General features: G+C 35.6%; 12 protein-coding genes. All 12 read right to left on the bottom strand.

Features of this window, described 5'->3' with window-relative positions; genetic code table 11:
* Positions 1 to 62 precede the first annotated feature (62 nt).
* The 12 genes from ACZZZT_RS05615 to ACZZZT_RS05560 all read right to left on the bottom strand — a co-directional run bounded on the left by ACZZZT_RS05615 (position 63) and on the right by ACZZZT_RS05560 (position 25,165).
* Positions 63 to 1,766 carry a polysaccharide lyase gene (locus ACZZZT_RS05615; RefSeq protein ID WP_073395538.1) on the bottom strand — a complete coding sequence of 568 codons (1,704 nt, stop codon included), beginning with the start codon at positions 1,764 to 1,766 and terminating at the stop codon, positions 63 to 65.
* Between the two features lie 98 nt (positions 1,767 to 1,864).
* Positions 1,865 to 3,862 (bottom strand): RagB/SusD family nutrient uptake outer membrane protein, encoded by a 1,998-nt coding sequence (locus ACZZZT_RS05610; RefSeq protein WP_463459703.1) that lies wholly within the window; start codon positions 3,860 to 3,862, stop codon positions 1,865 to 1,867.
* 19 nt (positions 3,863 to 3,881) lie between these two features.
* On the bottom strand, positions 3,882 to 7,226 hold the full coding sequence (locus ACZZZT_RS05605; RefSeq protein ID WP_463459702.1) for a SusC/RagA family TonB-linked outer membrane protein: 3,345 nt from the start codon (positions 7,224 to 7,226) through the stop codon (positions 3,882 to 3,884).
* Between the two features lie 573 nt (positions 7,227 to 7,799).
* Positions 7,800 to 9,818: an aceric acid hydrolase gene (locus ACZZZT_RS05600; protein ID WP_463459701.1), complete on the bottom strand. Its 2,019-nt coding sequence runs from the start codon at positions 9,816 to 9,818 to the stop codon at positions 7,800 to 7,802.
* A 211-nt stretch (positions 9,819 to 10,029) separates the two neighbouring features.
* A complete protein-coding gene (locus ACZZZT_RS05595) occupies positions 10,030 to 12,477 on the bottom strand; it encodes a pectate lyase family protein (protein ID WP_463459700.1) in 2,448 nt (815 codons plus the stop codon).
* Between the two features lie 18 nt (positions 12,478 to 12,495).
* Positions 12,496 to 14,829, bottom strand: coding sequence for a DUF5703 domain-containing protein (locus ACZZZT_RS05590; RefSeq protein WP_463459699.1), 2,334 nt, complete (start codon positions 14,827 to 14,829; stop codon positions 12,496 to 12,498).
* A gap of 125 nt (positions 14,830 to 14,954) precedes the next feature.
* Entirely contained in the window at positions 14,955 to 15,446 is a 492-nt protein-coding gene (locus tag ACZZZT_RS05585; protein ID WP_463459698.1) for a hypothetical protein, read from the bottom strand.
* Between the two features lie 59 nt (positions 15,447 to 15,505).
* Positions 15,506 to 16,939, bottom strand: a complete 1,434-nt coding sequence (locus ACZZZT_RS05580; RefSeq protein WP_463459697.1) for a sialate O-acetylesterase — start codon at positions 16,937 to 16,939, stop codon at positions 15,506 to 15,508.
* A gap of 25 nt (positions 16,940 to 16,964) precedes the next feature.
* Positions 16,965 to 17,675 (bottom strand): glycosylhydrolase-like jelly roll fold domain-containing protein, encoded by a 711-nt coding sequence (locus ACZZZT_RS05575; protein WP_463459696.1) that lies wholly within the window; start codon positions 17,673 to 17,675, stop codon positions 16,965 to 16,967.
* Positions 17,676 to 17,692: 17 nt separating this feature from the next.
* Positions 17,693 to 20,425: a glycosyl hydrolase gene (locus ACZZZT_RS05570; RefSeq protein ID WP_463459695.1), complete on the bottom strand. Its 2,733-nt coding sequence runs from the start codon at positions 20,423 to 20,425 to the stop codon at positions 17,693 to 17,695.
* A 331-nt stretch (positions 20,426 to 20,756) separates the two neighbouring features.
* Positions 20,757 to 24,038, bottom strand: coding sequence for a glycoside hydrolase family 2 TIM barrel-domain containing protein (locus ACZZZT_RS05565; protein WP_463459694.1), 3,282 nt, complete (start codon positions 24,036 to 24,038; stop codon positions 20,757 to 20,759).
* Positions 24,038 to 25,165 carry a glycoside hydrolase family protein gene (locus ACZZZT_RS05560; RefSeq protein WP_463459693.1) on the bottom strand — a complete coding sequence of 376 codons (1,128 nt, stop codon included), beginning with the start codon at positions 25,163 to 25,165 and terminating at the stop codon, positions 24,038 to 24,040. Before ACZZZT_RS05560 ends, ACZZZT_RS05565 begins: the two co-directional genes overlap by 1 nt.
* Between the last annotated feature and the right edge of the window lie 159 nt (positions 25,166 to 25,324).

Raw genomic sequence — 25,324 nt, 5'->3', positions numbered from 1 at the left:
AAATCTGCTTGCTAATTTTTTCTCACGCAGATTTGGCAGATTTAGCTGATTTTTCTTTTAGGTTAATCTTGTAAAGACTTTGTTAGTGTTTCCTGATTATTGCTTAAATCTTTCCAGTCTACTTTTTTAGTTGGATCGATTCCGTTAATGTAATCTTCGATGTTTGTATATCCGTCGTTGTTTGAATCTAGTTTGGCATCAGCTGGATCATTTGGATTTAATCCGTGTTTTTTCTCCCATTTATCAGGGATACCATCTTTGTCTGTATCAACATAAGGTTTTCCTTTATATTCCGGATATCCTCCAACCTGAGAAATATCTGTAATAATTCCTTTTTTATAAGAATCCATCGGCAAACGTCTGTGTTCGAACTGATAAAATTCTTTTTTCTCTAATCCTTTTGCATATTCAGGAACTCCGGTTTTTACGGTTCTTACGATTCTTTCGTCTACTTTATCTCTGATTGGCAACGTTGCTCCAACATTTTTCAATACATATTCATACGCTTCGTCGGCTTTCATGAATGGACGAAACCACGGCATTGGAAAAGGTTTGTCACTTTTCATTTTATCAAAATAAACTTTGGCTTCATCATAAGTCATTAATTCACCTTTTTTATTTTCGATTTGAATTCCGCCGTCCCAGTTGTCTTTGGTTACTTTTTCATTTCCGTTTACAATGTTTCCATTTACATAAGCTCTTCCAAAAACCATATAAGGCAATTTACTTCTTCCTGATTCCGGTTTTAAGATTCTGTAGCTAATTGGCTCGGCCAAATTAGTTACCGGACCTGGTTTGTAAAAGTTGTTCATGATGTTGTAGTTTGCTGTATAATCACCACCATCTGTAGATCTGTTATACCAGTTGAAAACTACATTGTTTGCAAAATTGAAAATACCATTCCATCCAATTGAAGGATTTCTTCCGGCATTATTTGCCCACATGTTTCTAATAAAAGCACAATTTTCTCCGCCTAAAGTACTTCCGAAAGCATGGTTGTAAGTATCTAAAGCTTCTCCGAATAAACTGTTTTGAATTGTAATATTTACTGTACCTACTTTTACATCCGGATAACCCGCACCCGGACTGTACATATGTCTGTACATTGACATGTTTTCATCCAATCCCCAAGTTGCAGAAACGTGATCGATCATGATATTTCCAACTGGATTTCCTCCAATGGCATCGTCACGACGACCTACGAAAGTTTCTCCTCTGCGGAAACGCATATGTCTGATTATTACGTCATGAGTATTGATCCAAACTGATTCTCCTGCCACGCAAATCCCATCGCCAGGAGCAGTTTGTCCTGCAATAGTAATATATGGTGCACGAATGATTAGCGGACTTTTGATTCTGATAATTCCTGAAACATTAAAAACTATTATTCTTGCTCCACCTTTTTCGCACGCTTCACGTAAAGTTCCAGGTCCGCTGTCTTCAAGACTTGTAACGGTGTAAATATTTCCGCCACGTCCTCCAAAAGTGTACATTCCGCCTCCTTCTGCACCAGGAAAAGCAGGAATTTCTGCCTGTGGTAAATCATTTGGTCTAGATGCCCACGGAATAAATGGTTTGCCGTGTTTGGCTTCTTCCTCAATAATTACAAGCGCTTTTTCCCAGGCTTCATCTGAACGTTTTTCAGCTTCATCCATAATAACTTTGGATTGTGCCTGAACTTCAGGACTTATTTTGGGATACTGCGCAAAACATTGGAAACTTCCTAAAAACAATAGGAAAAGAGCCGATAAAGTGAAATTTTTCATACTAATTTTTAATTATGGTAATTCTTTTTAAACAAATCACCTGTATTTTTAGAAATACAGGTGAGAAGTTTTATATAATTCTTTTCAATATAATTTATTTATTCTTGGAAGTTATAAGTACCTGCAGCGCCATTACCATCTTTCCATCCAATAGTTTGTGTTAACCAAGGATTACCAACCAAAGCACTCTGATTAAGTCCCATTACATAATAATTTGATCTCCATGAAATAGGAGTAGCTACACTACTTACATTATCCATCGGTGTTGGAGGAGAACGCAATTCAAAATTATTAGTATAAAAAGTTGATAAAGCAGTAATTTGAGTCTGAAAGTTTGCTGCATCCGGATCAACAGAAATAGAAGCGCGGGCAGCAGCTAAAGGATCTGTACCTGCAGCACTAATTCCGTTTTTATAATGTAAGTAATTTCCAATACGCTGAGTGCCGTTTATTACCGGAATACCAAGTTTAGAATTTGTTGCATCATTAATAGAGGCGTCGTCACTATAAAGCATCCATCTTTGGACATCCCAGAAACGTTTTCCTTCATAAGCTAATTCAACTCTACGCTCGTATAGACAAGCTTCAAGAGCTGAATATTTGTCTGCCAATAAACCAATTCCGTAATTATCTAACGGATTAATACCAACACGTTTACGAATTCTTTCTAAATAAGCAATGGTATTACCAATGTCACCTTTAGCAGCATAACATTCTGCAATGTTCAATACTAACTCAGCAAAACGATATTCCATAATATCTGTTCCTGAAATTTGAAAGTTAGATGCATTACTTACTGTAGGACTTGACATTTTACGAATAAAAGCCGGACTCGCTACATCATTGCCCATACTAAAAGCAAAACCGTTAGTTGCATTAGTTGACCAACGATAAGCCCAAACAGTAGGTGCTGCAGCTGCAGGCAAACTATTATTGTAAGGCCAGTAACTTCCTGAAAAACCAAAAGTTCTATAAAAACGTGGATCACGATCTTTAAAAAACAAGAATGGGTCATAATTATTACCAGAAGTAGGTCTTTTTCCACTGGCCATAGGAAATAAGTCAATCATACCTTTTGGAGCATCAACTCCTCCGCTTCCTTGTCCGCCTTGGCTCGCCAATCTAATCGATCTTTCCCAAGAGTTATTTGACTGTAAAGAAGTAGTAACTGTAGTACTGCTTGCCAAAAGTTTAACAACTATAGCTTCAGATATGAATGCATTATCATTAATATAAAACATTCTTTCCCAATCTTTTGCAGTTGAACCATATAAACCGTGGCCTGCTGAAGTTAATTCTGCTTCTGCTGCTAATCCCGCTGCTAAAGCAGCATCCCAACGCTCAGTTGATGAATCCCAGTTTTTATTAAATAATGGGCTGGCATAGGTTAATAAAACACGTGATTTTTGAGCTAATGCTGCACCTTTAGTAAATCGACCGTAATCACTAGCTGGCCATTTACTTGGCAATAAACCAGCAGCTAAATCAAGATCTGCATTAATTTGTTTAACCAATTCAGTTACTGTTGCTCTCGGTATTTTTATTGAAGGATCATCTTTAGAAGGAGTCTGAACAGTTGTTATTATTGGAACGCCTCCATAAGTACGCATTAAATCAAAATATTGAATAGCACGTAAATAATACATTTGCCCTTTAATCTGATTACGAAATGTTTCACTCAAATTAGCTCCATCTACATCAATTCTTTCCAACATCACATTGCAATCTCTAATTCTGTTATATGGATCATTAGAAGGGTTTTCAACTAATGTTTTTCCGAAATAACCCGATCCATTCGCCGCGTTTTCTAAAGTTATATTTGGATTAATCATATCCGAAATACCGCCTATTTCTTCTGTATAAGAAGTTTGAGTGGTAGTAAAAGATCCAACAAGCGCTGCTGTAGGTGTTTTATACCCATCATAAAAATCGAAATATAAATTGTTTACGTACCAATTAACACGTTCTTCACTTTTAAAGAATTCTTCATCGTAATACTTGTATTGCTTTTTATCTTCTAAAAAGTCATCACTGCATGAAACTCCTAATACCATTAAAAGAATCATCATTATATATGTACAAAATTTTGCTTTCATAATTGTTTTTTAATTAAAATTAGAATGATACATTCAAATTAATTGACCATGTTCTAAGAGTTGGATATCTGGAAGCTGAATCATCATACATATTTCTATAATTATCCGGATAAGGATTATATAAATCCCAAAGGTTGTTACCTGTAATTCCTAAAGTAGCTTTTTGGATACTTAGCTGTTTCATTGCTTCTCTTGGAAGTTCAAATCCTACAGTCACATTTCTAACTACACATCTAAAAGTATCTAATTGCCAAAAATCAGATGGGGCAAAAATATAGTCCTGTTGTCCCATATTAGGATATTTACCATTAGGATTATTAGTAGCATCATACATGTCTGTCCAAAAAGATTCGTGAGCCCAATCATTATGTGTAGAACCAGTACCTTGTTTTACTAAATCAATAGCCCTGTAGCCTCCCCAAGAAGTTTGAATCTGCGTTCTGAAATAAAACGTTTTATATTTGAATCCCATATTGGTTGTAAAACCATAAGTTCTATTACTATTAGCCAGCTTAACATAATCCTCGTTCGTCATAATTCTACCATCGGCCCCAGCCTGAGTTCCTGTTGATGCATTATAAACTCCTGCCGTATCTTCATAAGCTAACATTCCTTTTCGCATAGAAGCTACATTGCTAATATTCATATAGTTAGGCACTCCTCCTACAGCTGTAGCTCTCTCTGTTAAATAATTCCAATAATTAGCTACATCCTCGTCTGTTCTTAAGATACCATCACCTGTTGAAGTTCCTTTCCATGTTTTGAATCCCCATGTTGGGAAAAAATTAGAAGCACCAACCTCTATTACATTAGTATTTGCATCAGTTCTTGCAATTGTAGGGTATTGTTTAACTTCATTATCGTTAAATGCGAAGTTTATCCCAACATTATAACTAAAGTTTTCTTTAATCTTATCGTTCCAGTTTAAACTAAATTCAGTTCCCCAAGCATCAATCGCTGCATAATTCACCTCTGCAAAACCACCTCCAACTGTAATTGGAGTACCTGCTTCACCAGCCAATCCAATCAAAGCATCTGTTGTTCTATCATAATAGTAATCTGCTGAAACTTGTAATCTATTTCTAAGAAAAGCAAGATCTATACCTATATTGTTTTTGATTGTAGTATCCCAATGTACATTTTCATTTGGATTTGGACGTGGTGTAATTCCACCTCCTAAAAGACCTCCATTAGATCCAAATTGAGCTCCTTTGTCTGGCAATGGCTCATAAAACTGCAGCCATCTCCAATAATCAATATTATCTTTACCCGTTTTTCCAATTGAGTAACGCAATTTCAAATTATTGATCCAGGAAACATTCTCCGTAAACCAATCTTCTTTAGATACAACCCAACCCAACTGCGCACCTGGGAAAGAGCCCCAGTAATTGTTTGGTGCAAATTTAGTAGAAGCATCAGTTCTAAATACAAACTCAACAAGATATCTGTCTTTAAAACTATAATTTACACGTCCTAAGTAAGACTGTGTTCCAGACTCCACTTTTACAGCTTGTGAGTTTGTGCTTATTGGTCCGGCAGTAGTACTATTTCCTAAAAAGTCTTTTGAAGTTCCTTCGTAAGCTAAACGAACTTGTTTGTTCCACGCTTCTGATTGTTCGTAACCAAACATAGCTGAAACATTATGATTTCCAAATGTTCTGGCGTATGTAGCAAAAAAGTTGGCTTGCACTAATTTATCCAAATCTGTAGTATAATAAGCTCTTGAACCACGAATATTGGTATCTGGAACTCCATTATTTGCAAAAATAGAATTTGGATTTAAGAGGTGATTATCCTGTGTGTGATGATTAGAAATTCTAAGTAAATCATAAGGTAATTGATACTGCTCTGTGTAACTACTTGATTGGCTTCTGGCAAAGCTTCCTTTTACACTTAAACCTTTTACAGCTGGTATTTTATATTCCAGAGACAAATTCACATTATATGAAAACTGCTCTTCTATTTGTTTTCCAGCATCTAAACCCGCAAAATAGTTCCATCCTGCAATAGTAGTATTGGAGTTTGCACTTCCTAAGTTATTATCTGTTCGTGCGAACGGAGACATCCAATACGTTTTACCATTTAAAGTAGTTTCCCACGGAATATATTTAGGCATGTGTAATAAGTAAGCATAATCTGCTTGCTCTCCACCTCCTGCTGAACCAAAACTACTATCGTTTAAGCTCGCTGAAGCCTTAGAAAATGATTTAGTCACATCAGTTGTAATAGCAGAAACGGAAGCAGAAAATTCTAAATCCTTAGAGATTTTTATATTAGTTCCTGTTCTGAAATTCCATTTTTTATAATCTTGTTCTCCTAAGTTAGGTCCTTGATCAAAGTACGTAATACCTGCAAAATAAGTCGCTTTTTCAGTTCCTCCACTTGCAGAAAGAGACTGTCTTTGCTGAATACCAGGTTTCCATGCTTTTTTAAGCCAATCATAATCCAAACCTTTCATTTGTTCAAGCTCAGCATCAGAGAAATATTTAGATTTATCTGCATCCAATTTAGAATTCAAAAATCTATTTTTCCAAATTCCATGTTCATAAGCATTCATTGTTTTACTATGACTTACTGCATCATTCATTGAATATTGACTATAATAGGTAAACTTTGGTTTTCCAGATTTTCCTCTTTTAGTCTTTACTATAATAGCTCCTTGTGAAGCTCTAGATCCGTAAATCGCCGCAGAACCATCTTTTAAGACTGTCATACTTTCAATTTCTGAAGGATCCAATTGATTAAATGTTTCCAATGTAGGTTTCCCGTTTTGAGGATCAATTTGCACCATATCATCAATAACTACCAATGGAATAGATGAATTACCATCCTTTGAAAACCCAAAAGTTTGACGTATTTGAAGATTTGCAGCCTCTCCAGGACGAGTCGAACCTCCTGACACATTTAAGCCTGGGGTCAAACCTCTCAACGCTTCAGATAAATTTGAAACAGGCAGATCCTGAAAATCATCTGGCTTTAAAGTAACAATAGCTCCAGTAACATTATTCTTTTTCTGGGTACCGTATGCAATAACTACAATATCATTCAACTCATTAGAATCTTCTGCTAGTTTAGCATTTACTATTGTACGACCTCCAATGGCTATTTCTTGTTTTCTCATTCCGATGAAAGAAAAAACTAAAGTTGCATTTGGCTTAACTTTAATTGAATATGAACCATTAAAATCAGTCGTAACCGAATTCTTTGTAGATTTCTCTGTTACGTTGACCCCTGGAAGCAATCCTGATACATTATCAGTAACTGTTCCTGTTACGGTTACAGTGTTTGAAGTTTGAGCATAACTCACTATGCTCATTAGTGCAAACAAAAGAAAACTACATCTCTTTAAAAGTGCTTGTTTCATAAATGTTTTTGTTTTGGTTAGGTTATTAGTTTAGTCAGTTTTTCAAATAAAAGAAATATTGTATTTTGATTGTTTTAACATTAAAAGGTTAAATGTTAAAAATACATTTATTTATTTGTGATCCAAAAATATAACGATTGCGTATTACAAGTGTCCTGTGCTATCCTGTTTCAATAGTATTATCTGAAAAAAAACTATCTAAAAAAACAATATTAATAAAAAAAAGAAAGAAAAAATGTACGTAAAGAAAAAAACAACAAAAAGGTTTGAACATTATTGAATACCCAAACCTTTTTTGAGTAGAAAATCGAAAAATAATCATCAAAATTAATTGTAAGCTATTTATTCATTAAAAATCAGTTCATCTGTCACTGACTTTAAGTGCGTTACATTTAATATTTTTATAAGAAAGAATTAAAATAAACAATACAAATCTGAATAAAAAACCTACAGAAATTAAAAAAACGCTAGTATAACACTAAATGTTAATTTTTATTGAAGTTTATCAAGCTTTTTTAACTTTTAAACGTAAATTCTTATTAATAGCATTTTGTAATCGTTTAATATAAACTTTTAATATGGCAGCCAAACCGTCATTTCACCTTTCCCGTCATTTCCCCACGCAAAATATGGAATCAATTTTAAGTTATATTCCTTAGTTTTTTTCGCAGATAATGGCTGATAAAGCTTTTTATTCCAATCTGAGTTCTGATCTGTAAGTGAAGTTGCGTTTATAGTAAGCAGTTTTCTATTGTTTAATTCTATAAAACTTGTTGTAAATTGAGAATTAGCATTTAAAACAACCTCATTAATACTGGTATTTGCAGGAAGCTGATTTGACTCTAAACAATAAACAATAGGGCCTCTTTTTACGGCAATTTGATTTTTTATTTCTTCCACCAGCGGATTTGCCTGCATTAATTCAACTGGCATTGGAATATTCAATTCGATAATATCTCCTTTTTTCCATTTTTGATTTATTTTAGAATAAGTTCCCGAAACAACCGCAGTATTTATTTTTTTATTATTTATTGAAATTTCGGCATTTTGACTCCAACCCGGAATTCTCAATAAAAAATCATATGCTGAATTTGGTGCTTTTACAATTTTCAAAGTAATTTTTCCATCCCAGGGATAATTCGTTTGCTGTTCTATTTCTATTTTCTCGCCGTTTGGCAAAGTTGTTTTTAAAGAATTACTTCCGTATAAATTCACATACAATCCTTCTTTTGAAAAACTATAAGCATAATTACTAACCTCAGCAATAGTTCTGGTCACGTTTGGTGCGCAACAATTAGAAAGCGCAATATAACCTTCGCGTTCTTTGCTCCATCTTTGTTTAAAAGGCAAATCTTTAGAAACATTCAGTGGATTATTATAACAGAATTTTGTTCCTTCTAAACTCATTCCTGATAAAACACTATTATAAAGTGCCAACTCTACAATATCTGCATATTTAGCATCGCCCGTAATTTGAAGCATTCTCCAATTCCATAAAACATTTCCAATATTGGCGCAGGTTTCTGTGTGAGCCGTAGCGTTTGGCAATTGAAAAGGTCTGCCGTAAGCCTGATGGATTTTCTGCACATCTGTTGGGTTGTAAGATGTTCCGTCTGGAGAAACACCATCATACAAAGCCCCGCAAGCTCCGGTAATGTACATTTTTCTATAGGTTACATCATCCCAAATAGATTCCAGATTGTCTAGTAATTTCTTTTCTCCGGTTTCTGCATACAAATCTGCAACGCCAGCATAAAGATAATTTGCCCTTACGGCGTGACCCATTGCGGTGGTTTGCTGTCTAAACGGAATCCTGTCCTGATTATCATCGGTTCCGTCATTTGTGGTTCCGCGAATATCAATTAGATTATTCGCCAATTCGAGATATTTGGGATTCTTTGTTGTGCGATACATTTCGACAATTCCCATATAATGTGAAGGACAAATGGCATTTCGCGCCAATTCTGGTGAAGCTTTTTTGTAGAAATCATATAAATAATCTGCAACGCCTTTTGCTATTTCGAGAAAATTGGTTTTTCCCGTGGCTCGATAATGAATACAAGCTGCGGTCATTAAATGCCCCATATTGTATTTCTCAAAACCCAATTGCTTTTTTACTTCTTCCGGACCCAAAGTTCCCCAGCGTTCATCAATTAAAACCGGAGTATGAATATAACCGTCTTTGCGCTGTACTTTCGCAAAAAGCGCAATGGCTTTATCCATTTCCGCATCTAATTTTTTGTCTTTTGTTACAGCATATGTTGCTGCCATTCCTTCAAAAATTTTATAAAAATCGCCGTCATGAAAAGAAGGCCCTTTAAAAGTTCCTTTACTTTCTCCGGCTGCAATTTCAAAATTTTTATAAGCGTGAGAAATCGAATCGTTATGATACAAATCCCACATATAAGGCAATGTATTTTTGGTTTCAACATCAAATTGCTCTTTCCAAAAACCGTCTGTCCATTTTACATCTTCTAAACTCACACTTTGCAATTTAGAATACGGGCTGTTTGAATTGGCAACCAAACCTTTATTCTGAGCAAAGAATGAAGTTGAAATTAAAAACGTTGATATGATGATATTCTTTTTCATTTTTGATTTTTTTGTGATGAATTGGAACGCGGATGACACGGATTGCTAAAAACGCGGATTATCGCGGATTTTTTTATCTGCTTGATCTGCTAAATCTGTGTGCTACTATTTTTCACGCAGATTTAAAAAGATTTAAGCAAATTTTTCATTTGAATTAATTAAAAAAATCCGCGGCAATCCGTTTAATCCGTGTCATCCGTGTTCCATTTTTTTATTTTACAAAGAAATTTATAGTACGACTCATCGAATCTCCTTCAGCATCTTTAACCGTAATTACAACAGATGCAAATCCTTTTTCTATTGCCGTAAACTGAATGTCTTTTCCTTTTAAAACTACTTTTCCATTTTTAAGATCTGAGAAAGTATAAACCGGTTTGTTCTCATATCCTCTAAAATAATCAGCCGCTGAAAGTGCTGCCTTTTCACCAGAATTAATAAAGAAATGTGGTTGTGCCATCCAGTCTAAATATTCGTCAAGTTGTGTAAAACCATCTTTATCCGCATCCAGATTTGTATCTGTAAAATCGTCTGCTTTAGAATTTTCGTTTAAACCTTTTGCCATTTCCCACCAATTTGGCAATCCGTCATGATCTGTATCCCAATTTTCTGGACGCTTTTCACTTGCATATTCTCCCAAATCTCCTAAATCTTTTTCAGAATCAATCATTCCGCCCAAACCGCTTTTGCTTCCTTTATAAGTAAAAGTTCCTTTTAAAGTTTCCTCAATAATTCTATTATCGTGTTTATCAAAAAACGGTTCACTCGCTCCAACATCCGAAAGAACATTTTTGTAAGCGCCTTTGGCAGTTTCTGTTTTTACATAAGATTCGAAGAAAGGTTTATCCACAAAAGTTTCATACTTCACAATTTCATTATGTGAAATAGTAGATGTTCTGCCTTTTTCCTGATTTTTTTCATCAAAATGACCCTGCATAATATTTCCATCAAAATAATAACGCTGCATTCCTTTCCCAACACCTTCATGCTGTGCATTCAAAGCATAAAAATATTTAGTTGAAGCGCCTGGTTTGTAATAATTGTTTACAAAATTTACTTCGTTTGCGCCTCCGTCAGTCGTTCTTTGTCCCCAGTTGTAAACCACATTATTTCTAATATCCAGTCTTCCTGTATAATATCCGTCTCCGTTTAAACCGCCGCCAATACTCCAGTTTCTTCCGTAATTATGAGCCAGTAAATTGTGGTGAAAACTACCAATGTCACCGCCAATTGTTGCTGCAAAACCGTGCATTTTTCCCACTTCATATTTATCATGTCCCGCAACATTCAATGCTTCAGAAATTAAGGTTCGCTGTAAAGTAATATTGTGCGCACTACGCGAACTGAACGATTCGTCGATGGTCCAGCTGATAGAACAGTGATCTATAATACTGTGATTGGCACCTGTAAGTCCCATTCCGTCGTAGGTTTTTCCGCTTCCAATTCTTACTTTCAAAAATCGGATAACACCATCATTTCCGGTTAACCCAACTGGTGCTTTGCTAATTGTAATACCTTCGCCCGGCGCCGTTTGTCCTGCAATTGTGATGTACGGATTATTGACAACCAAACGATCTTCTAATTTTATATTTCCCGAAACATTAAAAACAATTGTTTTAGGACCAGTTCCTTCATTTACCGCGGCACGGAAACTTCCAGGACCGTTGTCATTTAAATTCGTAACCTCAACGACTCTTCCGCCTCTTCCTCCCACGGCAAAACGACCGTAACCTTCAGCGCCCGGAAAAGCCAATTGTGCAGGCTTGAAAGACCAAACGGTTCCCAAAGTTGTATTTCCTCTTGCATCAATTTCATCAACGCGCCAGTAATAGGTTGTCATGCTGTATAAATCTGAAATCGCAAATTTAGTATCGGTTTGTTTTCCTTTAAATTCCGGTGATTTTTCAGTTGCATTTGTAACTGCTTTTTGATCTGTTCCAAAAAATAAATGATGTGAAACAGCATCTCCTGAAGCTTTCCAACTCAACAAAAATTTATCGCCCAAAACAACATGTTCGTCTCGGTTTTCGGGTTTTGGCGTATGTGCTTGTTTTTTAAGATTTGGCGTATCAATTTCAAATCCGTTAATGACCATTTGCTGAATTAAATCAGGTGCTTTCGAATCTAATTCAAAACGAATCACCACATTTTTTCCTGCCTGAGCCTTAAATTCAATGTAGGCCGTAGCAGAATTAATAGTCGAAGTTTCTCTGTTAGTCGGAATTATAGTTTCCACCAATTTATTGTCTACATAAATTTTTATCGGAGCAAATGTTTTTCCTTCGATTTTGTCGAAAGTATTATGAAAAGTCAGTAGCGAATGCTGTCCGGTTTTTAATCCGCCGATTGTAAGTTCCAGACTTTTATCGGTAACCAAACCGTCGCTTGTTAACCTACTGTAAAATGGTGCGCTCATTCCAACTTTGAACCATTTCGACGAAAAATTTCCTTTTAATTTGAATGTTACATTATTAAAAGATTTCTCCGCTTCGGTTTGTTCTGTTATGGGCCATGAACTGTAATTCGGATCGCCTACTTCTTCAACTCTTCTTCCCGAAAAATCAAAATCGACTTTTACAATTTGTTTTTCAGAGGATTGCGCTTGTACGTTTGTGGCAAAAAGCATGCACAAAACTCCGGCGCTTATTATTTTTTTGATCATTGTGGTTGGTGCTACTAGTTAGTTTAATTTTTTCTTTTCTTCTATCGAAATCCCTAAGAGATTTATAATATCTTTTTCTCTTTCTTTCGGGCTTACATTTATAATTTTTGTGTTTCCGTTTTGAAGTTCAACTTCAATAATTGTATTTTGAGTTGCATGTAACTTAAAATGAACATTCCAGTTTTTGGGCCATGCCGGAAAAAGATAAATTTTTCCATTAGCTTCCTGCAAAAGCATTTCCTGCATGCCAATCATTCCTGCGCCTCCCCAATTATGATCCGGAACCCAGTCAAAACCCGGTCCCCAAAATGCCGGAAATCTTCTCTCGGAATCACTCATTTTTAAGAGATTGTATCTTGCAGCTTCTTCGGTTAAACCGAATCTTGCAGCAAAAATATTATCTTGTTTCCATCCAATATGACTTCTAAATTTTATTACATCTGTATCATATTTCCAGGTATTCAAAGCAGTTTCTAAATCTGATTTTCCAATGCCGTAAATTCCCCAAGGATAAACGGGATACAATTGTGGCACTTCAGAATTATTAACTCTTTCCCACGATTTTGCCGGAACTAAAACTTTGTGATTGTCAATTGTACCAAAATTCAAAGGCGGAATTCTGCTTTGAAAACCTTTTAAATATTCCACTTCTTCTTTAGATAATTGTTTCGCGGAAAGGTTTAAAAGCTTTTCCGTAATTACCTGCAAAGCGGCAATTGTGCTGTTTGAATTATTCGCCATTTTATACGTTTCGGCTCCAGAACCGGGAAATAAAATCAGTTTTCCATTTCCGTCCAATGCTTTTCTACCTCTTTGTTTCGCTAGATATTGATAATGTTCGTCAAAAAAACGAAGACAACTTATGATAAATGAATTGTACTTTTGAATATCTTCTTTTGCAAATTCTTTTTGCTGTAACATCATTTGGCAGAATTCAAAAACCGTGTCCCATTCATATTCCAGCCACGCATTATATTCCATTCCCGGATCGTAATCTGCAGGACGTTTCCATTCGTATTCGGCAGGATTTGGTAAACCGAAATTTTCTAATTGTTCTGTAAAAGCTGCTCCGCCGTGTTTCCAATAAACCTGAGAACGCAATTCGGCATTTTTTTGCAAGCTCAGATAATAATCCAATTGCGATTTCATCATATCAAAATCACCACTTTTTACCATCGGAAAATAAACCAGTCTTTGATTTTGAGCTGTCATCGTTCCGCCACCCCAATTTCTGAAATCGGGTGTAAAATTTAAATCCGCATTGGTAAAAACAGGATCAACAGTAAACAATCCGCCGTTGAATTTTGTTGGATATTTTCCGTACGCGTTGCATCCCAACATGTATCGAAACAATTGATAATTTTTTCCAATTTGATAAACCGAATCTTTTTCAGCAGTATTATTTTTTTGAGTATAAATAAAACTGCGGTTCCAGAAATTATTCCACCAATTGATGGTGTTTTTTTCTGCCTTTTGGGCGTTGAATTTATATTCCGAGATTTGATTTTTCAAACCGTTTTCCCAAGAAGATTGTTCCGAAGATTGATTCGTAAACAAATGAATTTGAAGTTCTTGTTTCTTCGAAGGTTTTATACTCGAAAGTGAATAGCCTTTAAAATCGGTATCCTGATATTTTCCCGAATAAGTTCCGTCAGACTTCAAATTAGTTCCCGTCATGAATCCTCCAAAAGTTAGATTCCCCAACGGATTCAGCATTTGATCTTTTACCGATTCCATTTTTTGCTGTTTTACAGCAACATCAAAAACGGTTTGTTCTCTATTTCTGTGATAAAATTTTACACCATTATTTTCAAATGAAACCGAATCTTTAAATGTGAAAATTTCGCCTTGCGGTGCCCATTTATATGAATTGGCATTATTTGCTTTTCCTTTTGAAGGACGATTGAAATGGCGCCAAGTTTCATAAGAAGCCGTCATTTTCAACGGAGTTTTACTTTCTAAATCCAGATGAATTACGGGTTTAAAAACATCAACCCAAAGTTTGATTTTAGTATTATTTTGAGCAACTAAAACATAGCCATCTTTCAAAACTAATTCCTGACGAAAACCTTCATTATCCTTAAACGGATTTGGCGTTAAACTCACTTTTACCCGACCTAATTTCAATAATGTATTATGTTCATCAAAAGTTCCGCTTCGCGAAAAATAAAAATACAAATCCCCTTTTTCTACCCAAACATTCATCCCAATATCGCCGCCGCCCAAAGGCATTGATTCTGATGCATTATTGCTTTGCGTATTCCAGACTTGATTGTAATTTTCGAGCACAGGAATTTGCGCTTTGATGCAAAGCGTTGTAAAAATAAAAAATAAAACCGCAGTATTTTTCACACCTATTGTTTGGACTAAACTTTCTTCAAAATGGGATAACCACTTATTCTTGTTTTCGAAATTAATTTTCATAAATATTTAAAATCACCAACTTATTCTGGTAATTATTACAGATTTATTATCATTCAAAAAGCCAACTGAATAATATTTGCCTTTCTTAATATCTTTATTATATTCGAACGAGTATTTCTTGCCCCCTTTTTGTTTTCTATATGATCAAGCACAGCTGTACTCATTCTGTTTTCTTTTTTAGTAAATCCATTACTTTTTAAATTCATCTCAAGTTTATCAATATAATCTTTGTCAAACTCAACTAGAAATGATGAACTGTAATCTCCAAATTGATCTGGAAATGAAGTATCCCTATATATTATTTTACCATTTTCAGGAAATTCCATTTCTGTAACTTCTTTAAAGTCGGTTTTATAAAAATCTTCATTTGGATAAATAGCATCGTAAATAAAATATCCAACAATAATTAATGGAATCAAAGACAACAACCTGTACCATTTATTAAATTCCCTTTTCTTAATCCATCGATAAATCAAATAAGAAAGTCCAATTGGTATTCCAATTAAAAAAATGACAACGAGAAATAATAAAATAAGTAATTCCATTTAGTTTTTAGATAGGAAGCAAAATTGCTTGTTAAAAATTTATTTTTTCACCAAATGGTTTACCATTCATCTGTTCTAAAAGACGAAACAGGCAAACCTCCGCCACTAAACAATTCTGCTTTTGCAAAATCTTTCCATAAATAGCGAATTGCAACTGGTTTCTTTACTTTATCCGAAGTCAAAACCACCGATTTTCTTCGTACAACCGTTTTAGCGGGATAAAATATTTTGTCTTCTCCGGCCAATTCAAAGCCCGTAACTTCTTTATCATAAGAGGTAATTCCGTTCGAAACATCATCAAAAGAAACCGTAACCGAACCGTCTTTTATTTCCATCGATTTGTATTTCGGACTCTCAAATTCGAAACCTTCAATTCCGTAAGTTTTCGCCAAAGCCTGAAAAGCCAATCGGTTTCCGCCTTTTTCTTTATCCATCGGGTGAATGTTATTTTCTTCTCCAACATCCATCAAAACTGCCATTCCCGAATTCGGAATTTCTTTTGAAGCTTTCAATTGTGCTTCTCTCAAATAAGCCGAATTGTATTTTTCTACATAATCTTTTGGATGAAATTGCGTATAATTAAAAGGCGCAATCTGAGCGTAATAAAACGGAAAATCGCCTTGTTTCCATAACGCTCTCCAACTGCTTACCATTTTTTTCATCAGCTCTTTGTATTCAGAAGCTCGTTCGTAATTTGATTCGCCCTGATACCAAATACAGCCTTTGATTCCGTAACCAATTACAGGCGAAAGCATTCCGTTAAATAAAGTCGTCGGAACACGATTTGGATCTTTTGCCAATTCTTCTTTTGTGGTTGGAATTTTAGCGCTTGCAAAATCTTTCAGCATTTCCTGATTCATCCACGCTTCCATACTTGAACCTCCGTACGAAACATGAATTAATCCCACCGGAACATCTAAAACTTCCTGTAAAAGCGAACCAAAATACCAGGCCGTCGCGCTAAAATTTGAAGTTGATTTTGGAGAAGCCACTTCCCATTTTCCTTCAAAATCTTGCAAAGGTTCTAAAACTGTCGCACGCGGAATCGTAATTAATCGGATATTTTTATTGGTTGATGTTACAATGATTTCGTTTCCATTTTTCACGGGCTGACCCTGAAAACCTTTCAAAGGCATTTCCATGTTCGATTGCCCTGAACACAACCAAACTTCACCGATTAATACATTTTTTACAATAACTTTTTCTGTTCCCTCCGTAACTTCAATTGTAAAAGGTCCTCCGGCAACTGGCGTTTGTAATTCAACTTTCCATTTTCCTGAATTATCAGCTTTTGCTTTATAGATTTTAGAATTCCATGAAGTTTTGATCGAAATATTTCCATTCTTTTCTGCCCAGCCCCACATTGGTGCATTTGATTTTTGCTGCAAGATCATATTGTCGGTAAATAATGCCGGCAATTTGATTTTTGCATTGATTTGGAAACTTCCTAAAAACAATGTTATTATTACAAGAGTGCTTTTAATATTCTTCATTTCAATCTTTTTTTTCGCCTCTAATTCACGAATTTTTAAATACTTTATCCACAATCATTCGTGAATTCGTGGCTATTTTTCTTTTATTTTTTTCCTTCACAATCGTAACAGGTCCCAACAATCCGGCTTTCAATAAAATGCCTTCCTGCAATCTAAAAGGCGCTGTTGTCCAGGTTAATCGTTGTTCTTTTGGTAATTTTTCATCACCTATTAATCGGTTTGCCCAAGTATTGGTGATTTTAATTTCTATCGTGTTTTTTCCTTTTTTTAAAGCTTCAGAAATATCTGTTTTATATGGAAATGTCCAGATTGTTCCGCAGTCTTTTCCGTTTATGGTTACCTCAGCAAGATTTGCAATTGTTCCCAAATCAAGCCAGAATTTCTCGTTGGTTTTCCCTTTCCAGGCAAACTCTTTTTTATAAACTGCTGTTCCTGAATAATATTTAATCTGATCATTTGTTGAAGTACTCCAATCAAAAAGCTTGTTTGTCTTAATAATTTCTTTTGGTCCTTTAAATTCAGGATCGAATTGCAATTCCCAATTTTCATCTAAGATTTGAACCGTTTCCAGTTCAGGATAATTTTGCTTTTTATTTGAAGAAGTTTCTTTGGTTTCTTCTTTAAAAATGATAAAACAAGATTCATTTGCTTCTAATACAATTGGAATACTAGTTCTTCCTTTTTCAATTTTCCAATCAGACAAAACAGTTGTTTTATCCGTTACAGGATTATACAATACCGGAATTTTTCCGCTTAAGCGAAAAGACGCTTCAAAACTTCTTTTTCTGCTTTTTGATTGGATAAAAAATAAATTTCTTCTTCATTCGATTTTCTGTGTGTCCAGGCAATAGTTTCTGAATCCGCTCTGTTTAATTTCGGAAAATAAACATCTTGTTCAATTCCGATTGACGCAAAATCATTTCCTAAGTACGGCAATTTAATAATGGTTCCTTTTCCGATTTTCCAAGTTGATGAATTCGAGTTATTCGTCCATATTTCATCAATCACATTCTGCCATTTTTTATGATCTGCTTCTGATTGCATTCCTGGTTGTAAATCTGGTTTTTCATCCACAAAAATTGTTACACCCTCTTTTACTAACTGCAATATTTTTTCGGCTGCAGCCAAAGAAATCATTTTATTCGGAGCCATTTTATGACTTCCTGGAAACAATAAAGCACCGTATTCGATTCCGCCATTAAAAGAGATTTTTCCGTTTACAACTTTCGCATTGTTGATTAAAACATCAGCATTAAAAGAATCGTATTGATAACCGTTTAACGGATTTACCCATTGCGATAAATCGGTAATATTTTTAGAATACGTAACTTCTTTTGGCATTTTTGCAGTTGGCTGTCCTTCATTTTCTAAACGTATCTTTTCGCTTTCGAGTCTTTCTTTTCCGAAAACATTCGGAATAAAAGGCACTAAACGATCTGGTACAAAAGAACGAGAAGGAAAATCTTCGCCAATAAAAACTGCTAAATCAATAACCGGTTTTCCTTTTTGTAATTGAAACTGTACTCTTTGACAATACTCAAACCATGCTTTTCCGGGTTTCCACCAAGTTTGATCTCTCTGGAAAAAAGTTCCGATATCATCTAAAGTCATTCCGGGTTTTCGATCTGTCCACGGATTATGAACAAAAACGTGGTAAAAAAATCGGTTAATTCCTAAAGCGTAATTTCTATCGGCAAGTGTTTTTAAATTTCCGGGATGTTCGTCCCAATCCATTCTCAAAGCAGTAAAAGATTCTGCCTGAATAATATCTTTTCCATAAATATGTCCGCCAGAAATGGCGTCAATCATATCAAAAGGTTTATCGTGTGTCGGGCTTTTTAGCCAAAATTCACCTCCTGGGTAATCAACATATTTATAATGCAACAAAGCATCACTCATCATTGTTGGCGCTACATTTTCTGAACTTAATTTTACATTATTTTCTTTGGCAATTTGAGCCACGGTTCCGTAGAAATTATCAGCTACTAATTCGGCAATTGTTTTGCGGACATCATATAAAACTTTCTCTGAAACATCAGCACTTTCAATTGGAATTCCGGCCATAACAGGTAGATAATCAACCAAATTATAACCGCGTCTTTTTTGAAATTCCTCTCGAAAAACAGCAGACCAGTTTTGGCTTCCACATTCCCAACTATCAAAATGTAAAATTTCTAAAGTTTTTGCAGCCAAATCAGGTCCAATAGTGCGAACCATTTCGCCAAACCAATGATCGAGTTGAAAACGAATTAATTCTGGATTAAATTTGTCGACTTCTAAACCTTTTCCGGCTCCTCCCGTTGCATTTTCATGTCCGGTAGAAGTATGTCCCATTCGGATAATTTTCCATTTCCCTTTTGGTGCTTTCCAGTTTAGATTTCCGTTTACATCAACAAAAGTTGAAATGTTAATGATTTCAGATTTTTTGAAAGATTCCGTATTCGGAATTTGTTTTGCAGAAGTTTCCGGACTCAAACGCCAAACGGCTCCCGATTTTCCTTCGTAATTATCGATCAACGCCTGATTCAAAAGTGTAATTTTACTGACTTTCAGATTCTGTTTCCATTTCGCAAAATCCAAATCTTCTGCGCCGGGTTCAGTTTCAACAGGATCATAAACAAATCTGAAATATTTTGCTGTAACGGGTGTAATCGTATGCGTGTGCGAAAAATCCATGTCCTGCCAGCCGTGACGTGGGGCAATCATTCTTTCGTGGAATTTAAAATTTACTCCGTCATCGCTTACCTCAACGATTAAACGCTGCGCCTGAAAATCCCTGCCTTTTGTTTCAATTACAATTGATTTGCAGGCAAATGGTTTTTCAAATTCATATTGAATCCAGCCTTTATCTGCAAATTTAAAATTATCATCCTTTTTAGGATCAGCCAAAAACGAGGCATCTGTATTATTTGAAGTGGTAACTTTTGGCAGTTGTATTTGCGAGTTGGTTTGATATTCTTTTATAGGAATTGCAAAAGTCGCGATATCTTTATAATAGTCTTTGTAATGTTCTGGAACTGGTAATTTTGCATTAATCGATTTCCCTCCTTCAATTTCTGTTATTGACCAAACTACTTTTTGCATTGACATTTCGGGAGTAATCCATGGGCCGCCTGCAACGGCAAAACCATCAGCTCCGTGAAAAGCCATTTTTAGTCCTAACCTATTTGCTTCTTGAAAAGCCCAATGTATCATATCCCAAAATTCCGGTGTCAATTGCAAAACCGGCGGATCGATTAATGGTGGATTTACAGGACCTTTAATTGTCATTAAATAGGCACCTGCAATTCCGGCTTGTTTCATGGCTTCTAAATCTGCTGTAATTCCCACTTTAGAATATGCCGATTTCATCCAATACCAATACACCCAGGGTTTTGAGGATTCGATTGTAGGTTGAAACTGGGTTGTTTCTTTTTTATGAATTTCCTGTGCGGAAACGAATCCCACAAAAAGTAACATTAAAAAGAGGTGTTTTTTTTGAAACATTGTTATTGTTTTTTTATTCGGCTGTTTTGTCATTCCGACGAAGGAGGAATCCCCGCAAGTAGCTCCGCAACGGAAATCCAATCTTTGTCGAGCTTCTCGCGGGGATTCCTCCTTCGTCGGAATGACAAACTATACTTATTATTAGTAAAGACCTAACAGGTTTTACAAACCTTTCTGGTTTAAATTTGTCATTATAAAACATACCCAATGGTTTCAACCATTGGGACGCAACGTGATTTCACAATACGTTTCCCGAGGTTGAAACCTCGGGCTATGTTTGATAATTTGTGTCGAATTTCTTATGTCATTTAATTTTTAAAATGATCAATTACTAATATTTAAACTTTTTTAAACTCTCCTCCAATCCATTTTTTGTTGCTGAAAAAGGAATCAGATAAAAACTATATTGATAATCGCCGGATTTAATTTGATATTTTTCTAACGGCTGTGCTACTGCCGTCCAGCTATCATTTCCTCCCACTCCCATTTGAATCAAGTCGATGTTTACGGTTAAAAATCCCGGATCTTTTAGGTCGAATGTATGCTTGGCAGCGCTTAAATTTTCTTGTGTATACGGCCACGCACTCATGCTTAAAACTTTTGCATCGTCCACCACCAATAAACCTTTGTTTTTTTGTGGTGTTGTAAAAGCCATCCATCTTACTTCGGTTCTGTTGGCATTTTCCTGAGGTTTTACGTAGTGTTCCAGAAAATCATTAATTGGTAATGAATATTTCCCTACGAAAGAACCAAAACTTCTGTCGATATAGTTTTCTAATTCGCCTTTTCCGTACCAAGAAATCTGATCAAACTTTCTCTGAACTCCCATTTGCATTCCGATTTTTGGAATGTTTGGTAATTTGTTTGTGGCTTTTAAACTATAGTCGACTTTAATGATTCCGTTTTTGCTGATGTTATAAATTACCTGCACTTGCGCGCTGTCTTTTATCACTTCATAATCGCTAGTAATTATGGTTCCGGTAATTGTTGTTTCCATTTTGGTTTTGACCAATTTTGGTTTTGCCTGGTACCACGGTTTCAAAACTTTATGCGATTTCCATCCTCTTTTGTCGTTATCCGTAAGTGGTCTCACAAAATTAGGAAGCAATGGAGCAAAAACTTGTTCTTCACCATTAAAGACATAAGAATTCAATGCACCGTTTGCTTTGCTTATATTAATGTCAAATGTTTTTCCTTTGATTTTAAAATCTGAATCAGTTTCAGAAGTTTTTACCTCAACAATATCTTTCGTAAAATCTAAAACTGCTTCTGATTTTTTTAGCAAAAATTGATCTTCCGCGACAGCGTAACCTTTAGAAGCCCACAATTCATCTTTTGAAAGTTGAAATTCGATATTCAGAAAATATTCAGCATCCTTTTTCAATTTTGGTAAATATTGTTTTACATCTAAAACTGTAGATTGTCCAGCTTCTAAATTGAAAGGTTTTAAAATTTGAGTTTTGATCACATTTCCGTTTTCTAAAATTTTCAAAACCGGAACGTAGTCCGCTAAAGATTTTACCGCCTGACGATTTTTTATTTCTAATTGAAAATTGTCTTTTAAGGTAGTTGTCGCTGGCTGATAAATCCATTTATTTTCATAAATCGATCCTTTTGGTTTTCCGTTAGAATCGACAATTCCTTTTGTATTGAAATTCCCATCGTGGTATTTTTCGCCAAAATCTCCTCCGTGAGCAAAAAATTCCTGACCCGTTGCCGGATCTTTTTTAACTAATCCCTGATCTTTAAATTCCCAAATACAACCTCCGATAACTCTTGGAAGCGAACGGAATTCATCCCATAATTCTTTTAAATTTCCAACTGAATTTCCCATCGCATGAGAATATTCTACAAAAATAATGGGACGTGTATCTTTCTTTTGATCGACTAAAAATTTAGGTGTAAAAACACCCGGATAAAAACGGCTTACCATATCAACATAAGGTTCGTCTTGCGGATTTTCAAATCGATACGCGTGATCGATCGTTTTAGGATATCTCGGATCAAGAGGATCAATATAACCGTCTAATCTCGGATTTCCCTGCGCTGGTTCGTAATGTACCGGACGCGTGATATCAAAATCATGAACCCAACCCGACATTGCCGCATGGTTTGGTCCTTTTCCACCTTCGTTTCCTAAACTCCAGAAAACTACGGATGGATGATTTTTATCTCTTTCGACCATTCGGGTCATGCGCTCTAAATAAGCATTTGTCCATTTTGGATCGTTGCTTAATTTTCCGCCAATTCCGTGTGTTTCCTGATTGGCTTCATCCATAACCATTATTCCGTATTGATCGCATAATTCATAAAAATAAGGATCATTTGGATAATGGCTGGTTCTGATAAAATTGAAATTGAATTTTTTAATCGTCGTAATATCTTGTTTGATATCGTCTCGGTTTACGGCTTTCCCTTTTGTTGGATGCTGATCGTGACGGTTTACGCCGTATACATAAGTTTCTTTTCCATTGATGAGCATTTTTCCATTTTCCTTGGCGAATTCGATGGATCGGAAACCAACTTTACAGCTTTTTGCTTCTGTAATATTTCCGTTGGCGTCTTTTATCGACATGACCAAAGTGTACAAGTTTGGCTCTTCTGAACTCCATTTTTTTGGATTAGCGATGTTTTCTTTAAACATTCCAAAACGTACATTATCCAGACGGGGATAACTTTCGTTGATCATATCGATCACCGGTTTTTGAAGCGGTTCTTTAAATAATGCCACATTATTGGCATCGTATAATTGTGCCTGAAAAGTATAATCTTTGATTTTTTCGCCTGTTAAATTTTCAACTTTTGGACGTAATTGAAAAGAAGCGTCTTTGTATTCTTTGTCTAATTTGGTTTGATAAAAGAAATCCTGAATACGTAATTTTGGTTCGGCCATGATGAAAACTTCACGCTGGATTCCGCTTACTCGCCAGTGATCCTGATCTTCAAGATATGAACCGTCTGTCCAACGAATTACCTGTACTGAAACTACATTTTCTCCTTCTTTTAAATAAGGTGTAATATCAAATTCTGACGGAAGAAAACTGTCTTCTCCATAACCCAGAAACTCTCCGTTTAACCAAACCTGAAAACCTGAACTTACGCTACCAAAATGCAAAGTCACCGTCATATCTTTCCAATTTTCGGGAACGGTAAAAGTGCGTTGGTATGAACCAACTCCGTTATAATCTTTGGGAATAAAAGGTGGATTTATGGGCCTAAAAGGATAAACGGCGCTTTTATAAATCGGAATATCGTAACCTTTTAATTCCCAGTTGGATGGTACTTCGATTTTATCCCAACCGGCAACTTTTCCTTTATAAAAATCTTTTGAAGCTTCTTTTAGATTTGATGCGTATTTGAAATCCCAATCGCCGGTTAGCATTTTTAATCGGCTTTTTGTTCGGTCTCCTTTTAGGGCATCTTCAACATTTGCATACGAATACGCGGTTGCTCTTGACGGTTGTCTGTTGATACTCGTTATTGTTGGATCTTCCCAAGGAGCAAATTCGTATTTTTTTGGGGCTTCAGGAATTCCCGCAGGTTCGCCGGTTACGGATTGTGCTTGGGCAATTATTCCAAACAGGATAAAAAATAGTACTTTAAAATTATTCATTATTTCTTCTCTTTTTTCTCTGGCGGTGCCACAAAATTCATTTCACTTTTTCCTATATCTTTAGACGTCGCAATGGCAATTCCTCTTTGCTCTGCTTTATTTACAGCACAATAGAAATGATACACCACGCCATTATGTTTTACGACAAATGATTTGTGCGCAAACATATCATCATAAGTTTCTGATGATTTGATAAGATCTTCGCCTTTCCAGTCGGTCCAGTTTACTAAATCGTTCGAAACGGCAAAACGGTTAAATGCACCCTGATTCCAACCCGTCCAAAAAGCTCCAAAATAGAACATTACCCAAGTATCATTAATGCGCTGAATATAGGCATCTCCTGAGATTCCTTTATGATGATTGATTAAAGGTTTATCGCCATAACGTTCCCAATTTTTCATATCGTTTGACACAGCCATAGCAATACGCTCTGCACCTTTAGCAGGATTTAAACTATCACCTCGCGCATTGTAATACATGATAAAATTGTGTCCTGTAACTTTGTCCTTATCACGAATAACACTATTTTTATACATCGTACTATTATCCCACCATCTGGAGTCTTTGTCTTTTGGGCTTAAAACCGGATTTTCTAATCTTTGAAATTCATGTGGTTTTGTAGGTGCTTCTTTTGTATACGCCATTCCGATTGATAAAACTCCAGCTTCGTAGCCTTTGCTGTCTCCGCCAAAATAACTCATCCAATATTTGTCATCGTATTTTTCCCATTCGTAGCTTCCGCCCCAAGTTGGATCCTGTAACGATATATATCCCGCTTTTTGGTTAACATCCCAATGTTTTTCGTTTTCTGAGAAAGACATTACTTTTCCTAAATGTTTCCAGTGTAATAAATCATCACTTTCTGCCAGCCAGGTTTCGTAACCTCTTCCATCGTAAATTAAATACGTCATGAACCATTTACCATCTTTTCTATACACACTTGGGCAATCCATTTTATATGAGTTGTCTGTTGGCACCATTACCAAACCGTATTTATAAGGCGTTTTGATTTCGTTGTAAATCTCCTGCATTACAGTTTCGTTGATTTCTCTTTTCTTGTATTTAGTCGTTGCGCAACTAGTTATAAAAAGTGATGTAATGGCAATGATTAGATATTTGACTTTCATTTTCTTAATGTGTGTTTATGGCACGCGGATGAAGCGGATTAAACAGATTTACACTGATTCTATTTTTGTTTCACGCAGATTTAAAATGATTTCGGCAGATTAACACATATTTTTAAATAAAATAATCTGCGTAAATCCGTTTAATCCGTACAATCTGTG

It is taken from the genome of Flavobacterium sp. AC274 (assembly GCF_979258275.1).
The sequence above is the reverse complement of the archived record's forward strand: the minus strand, read 5'-3'. Positions and strand labels throughout refer to the sequence as shown.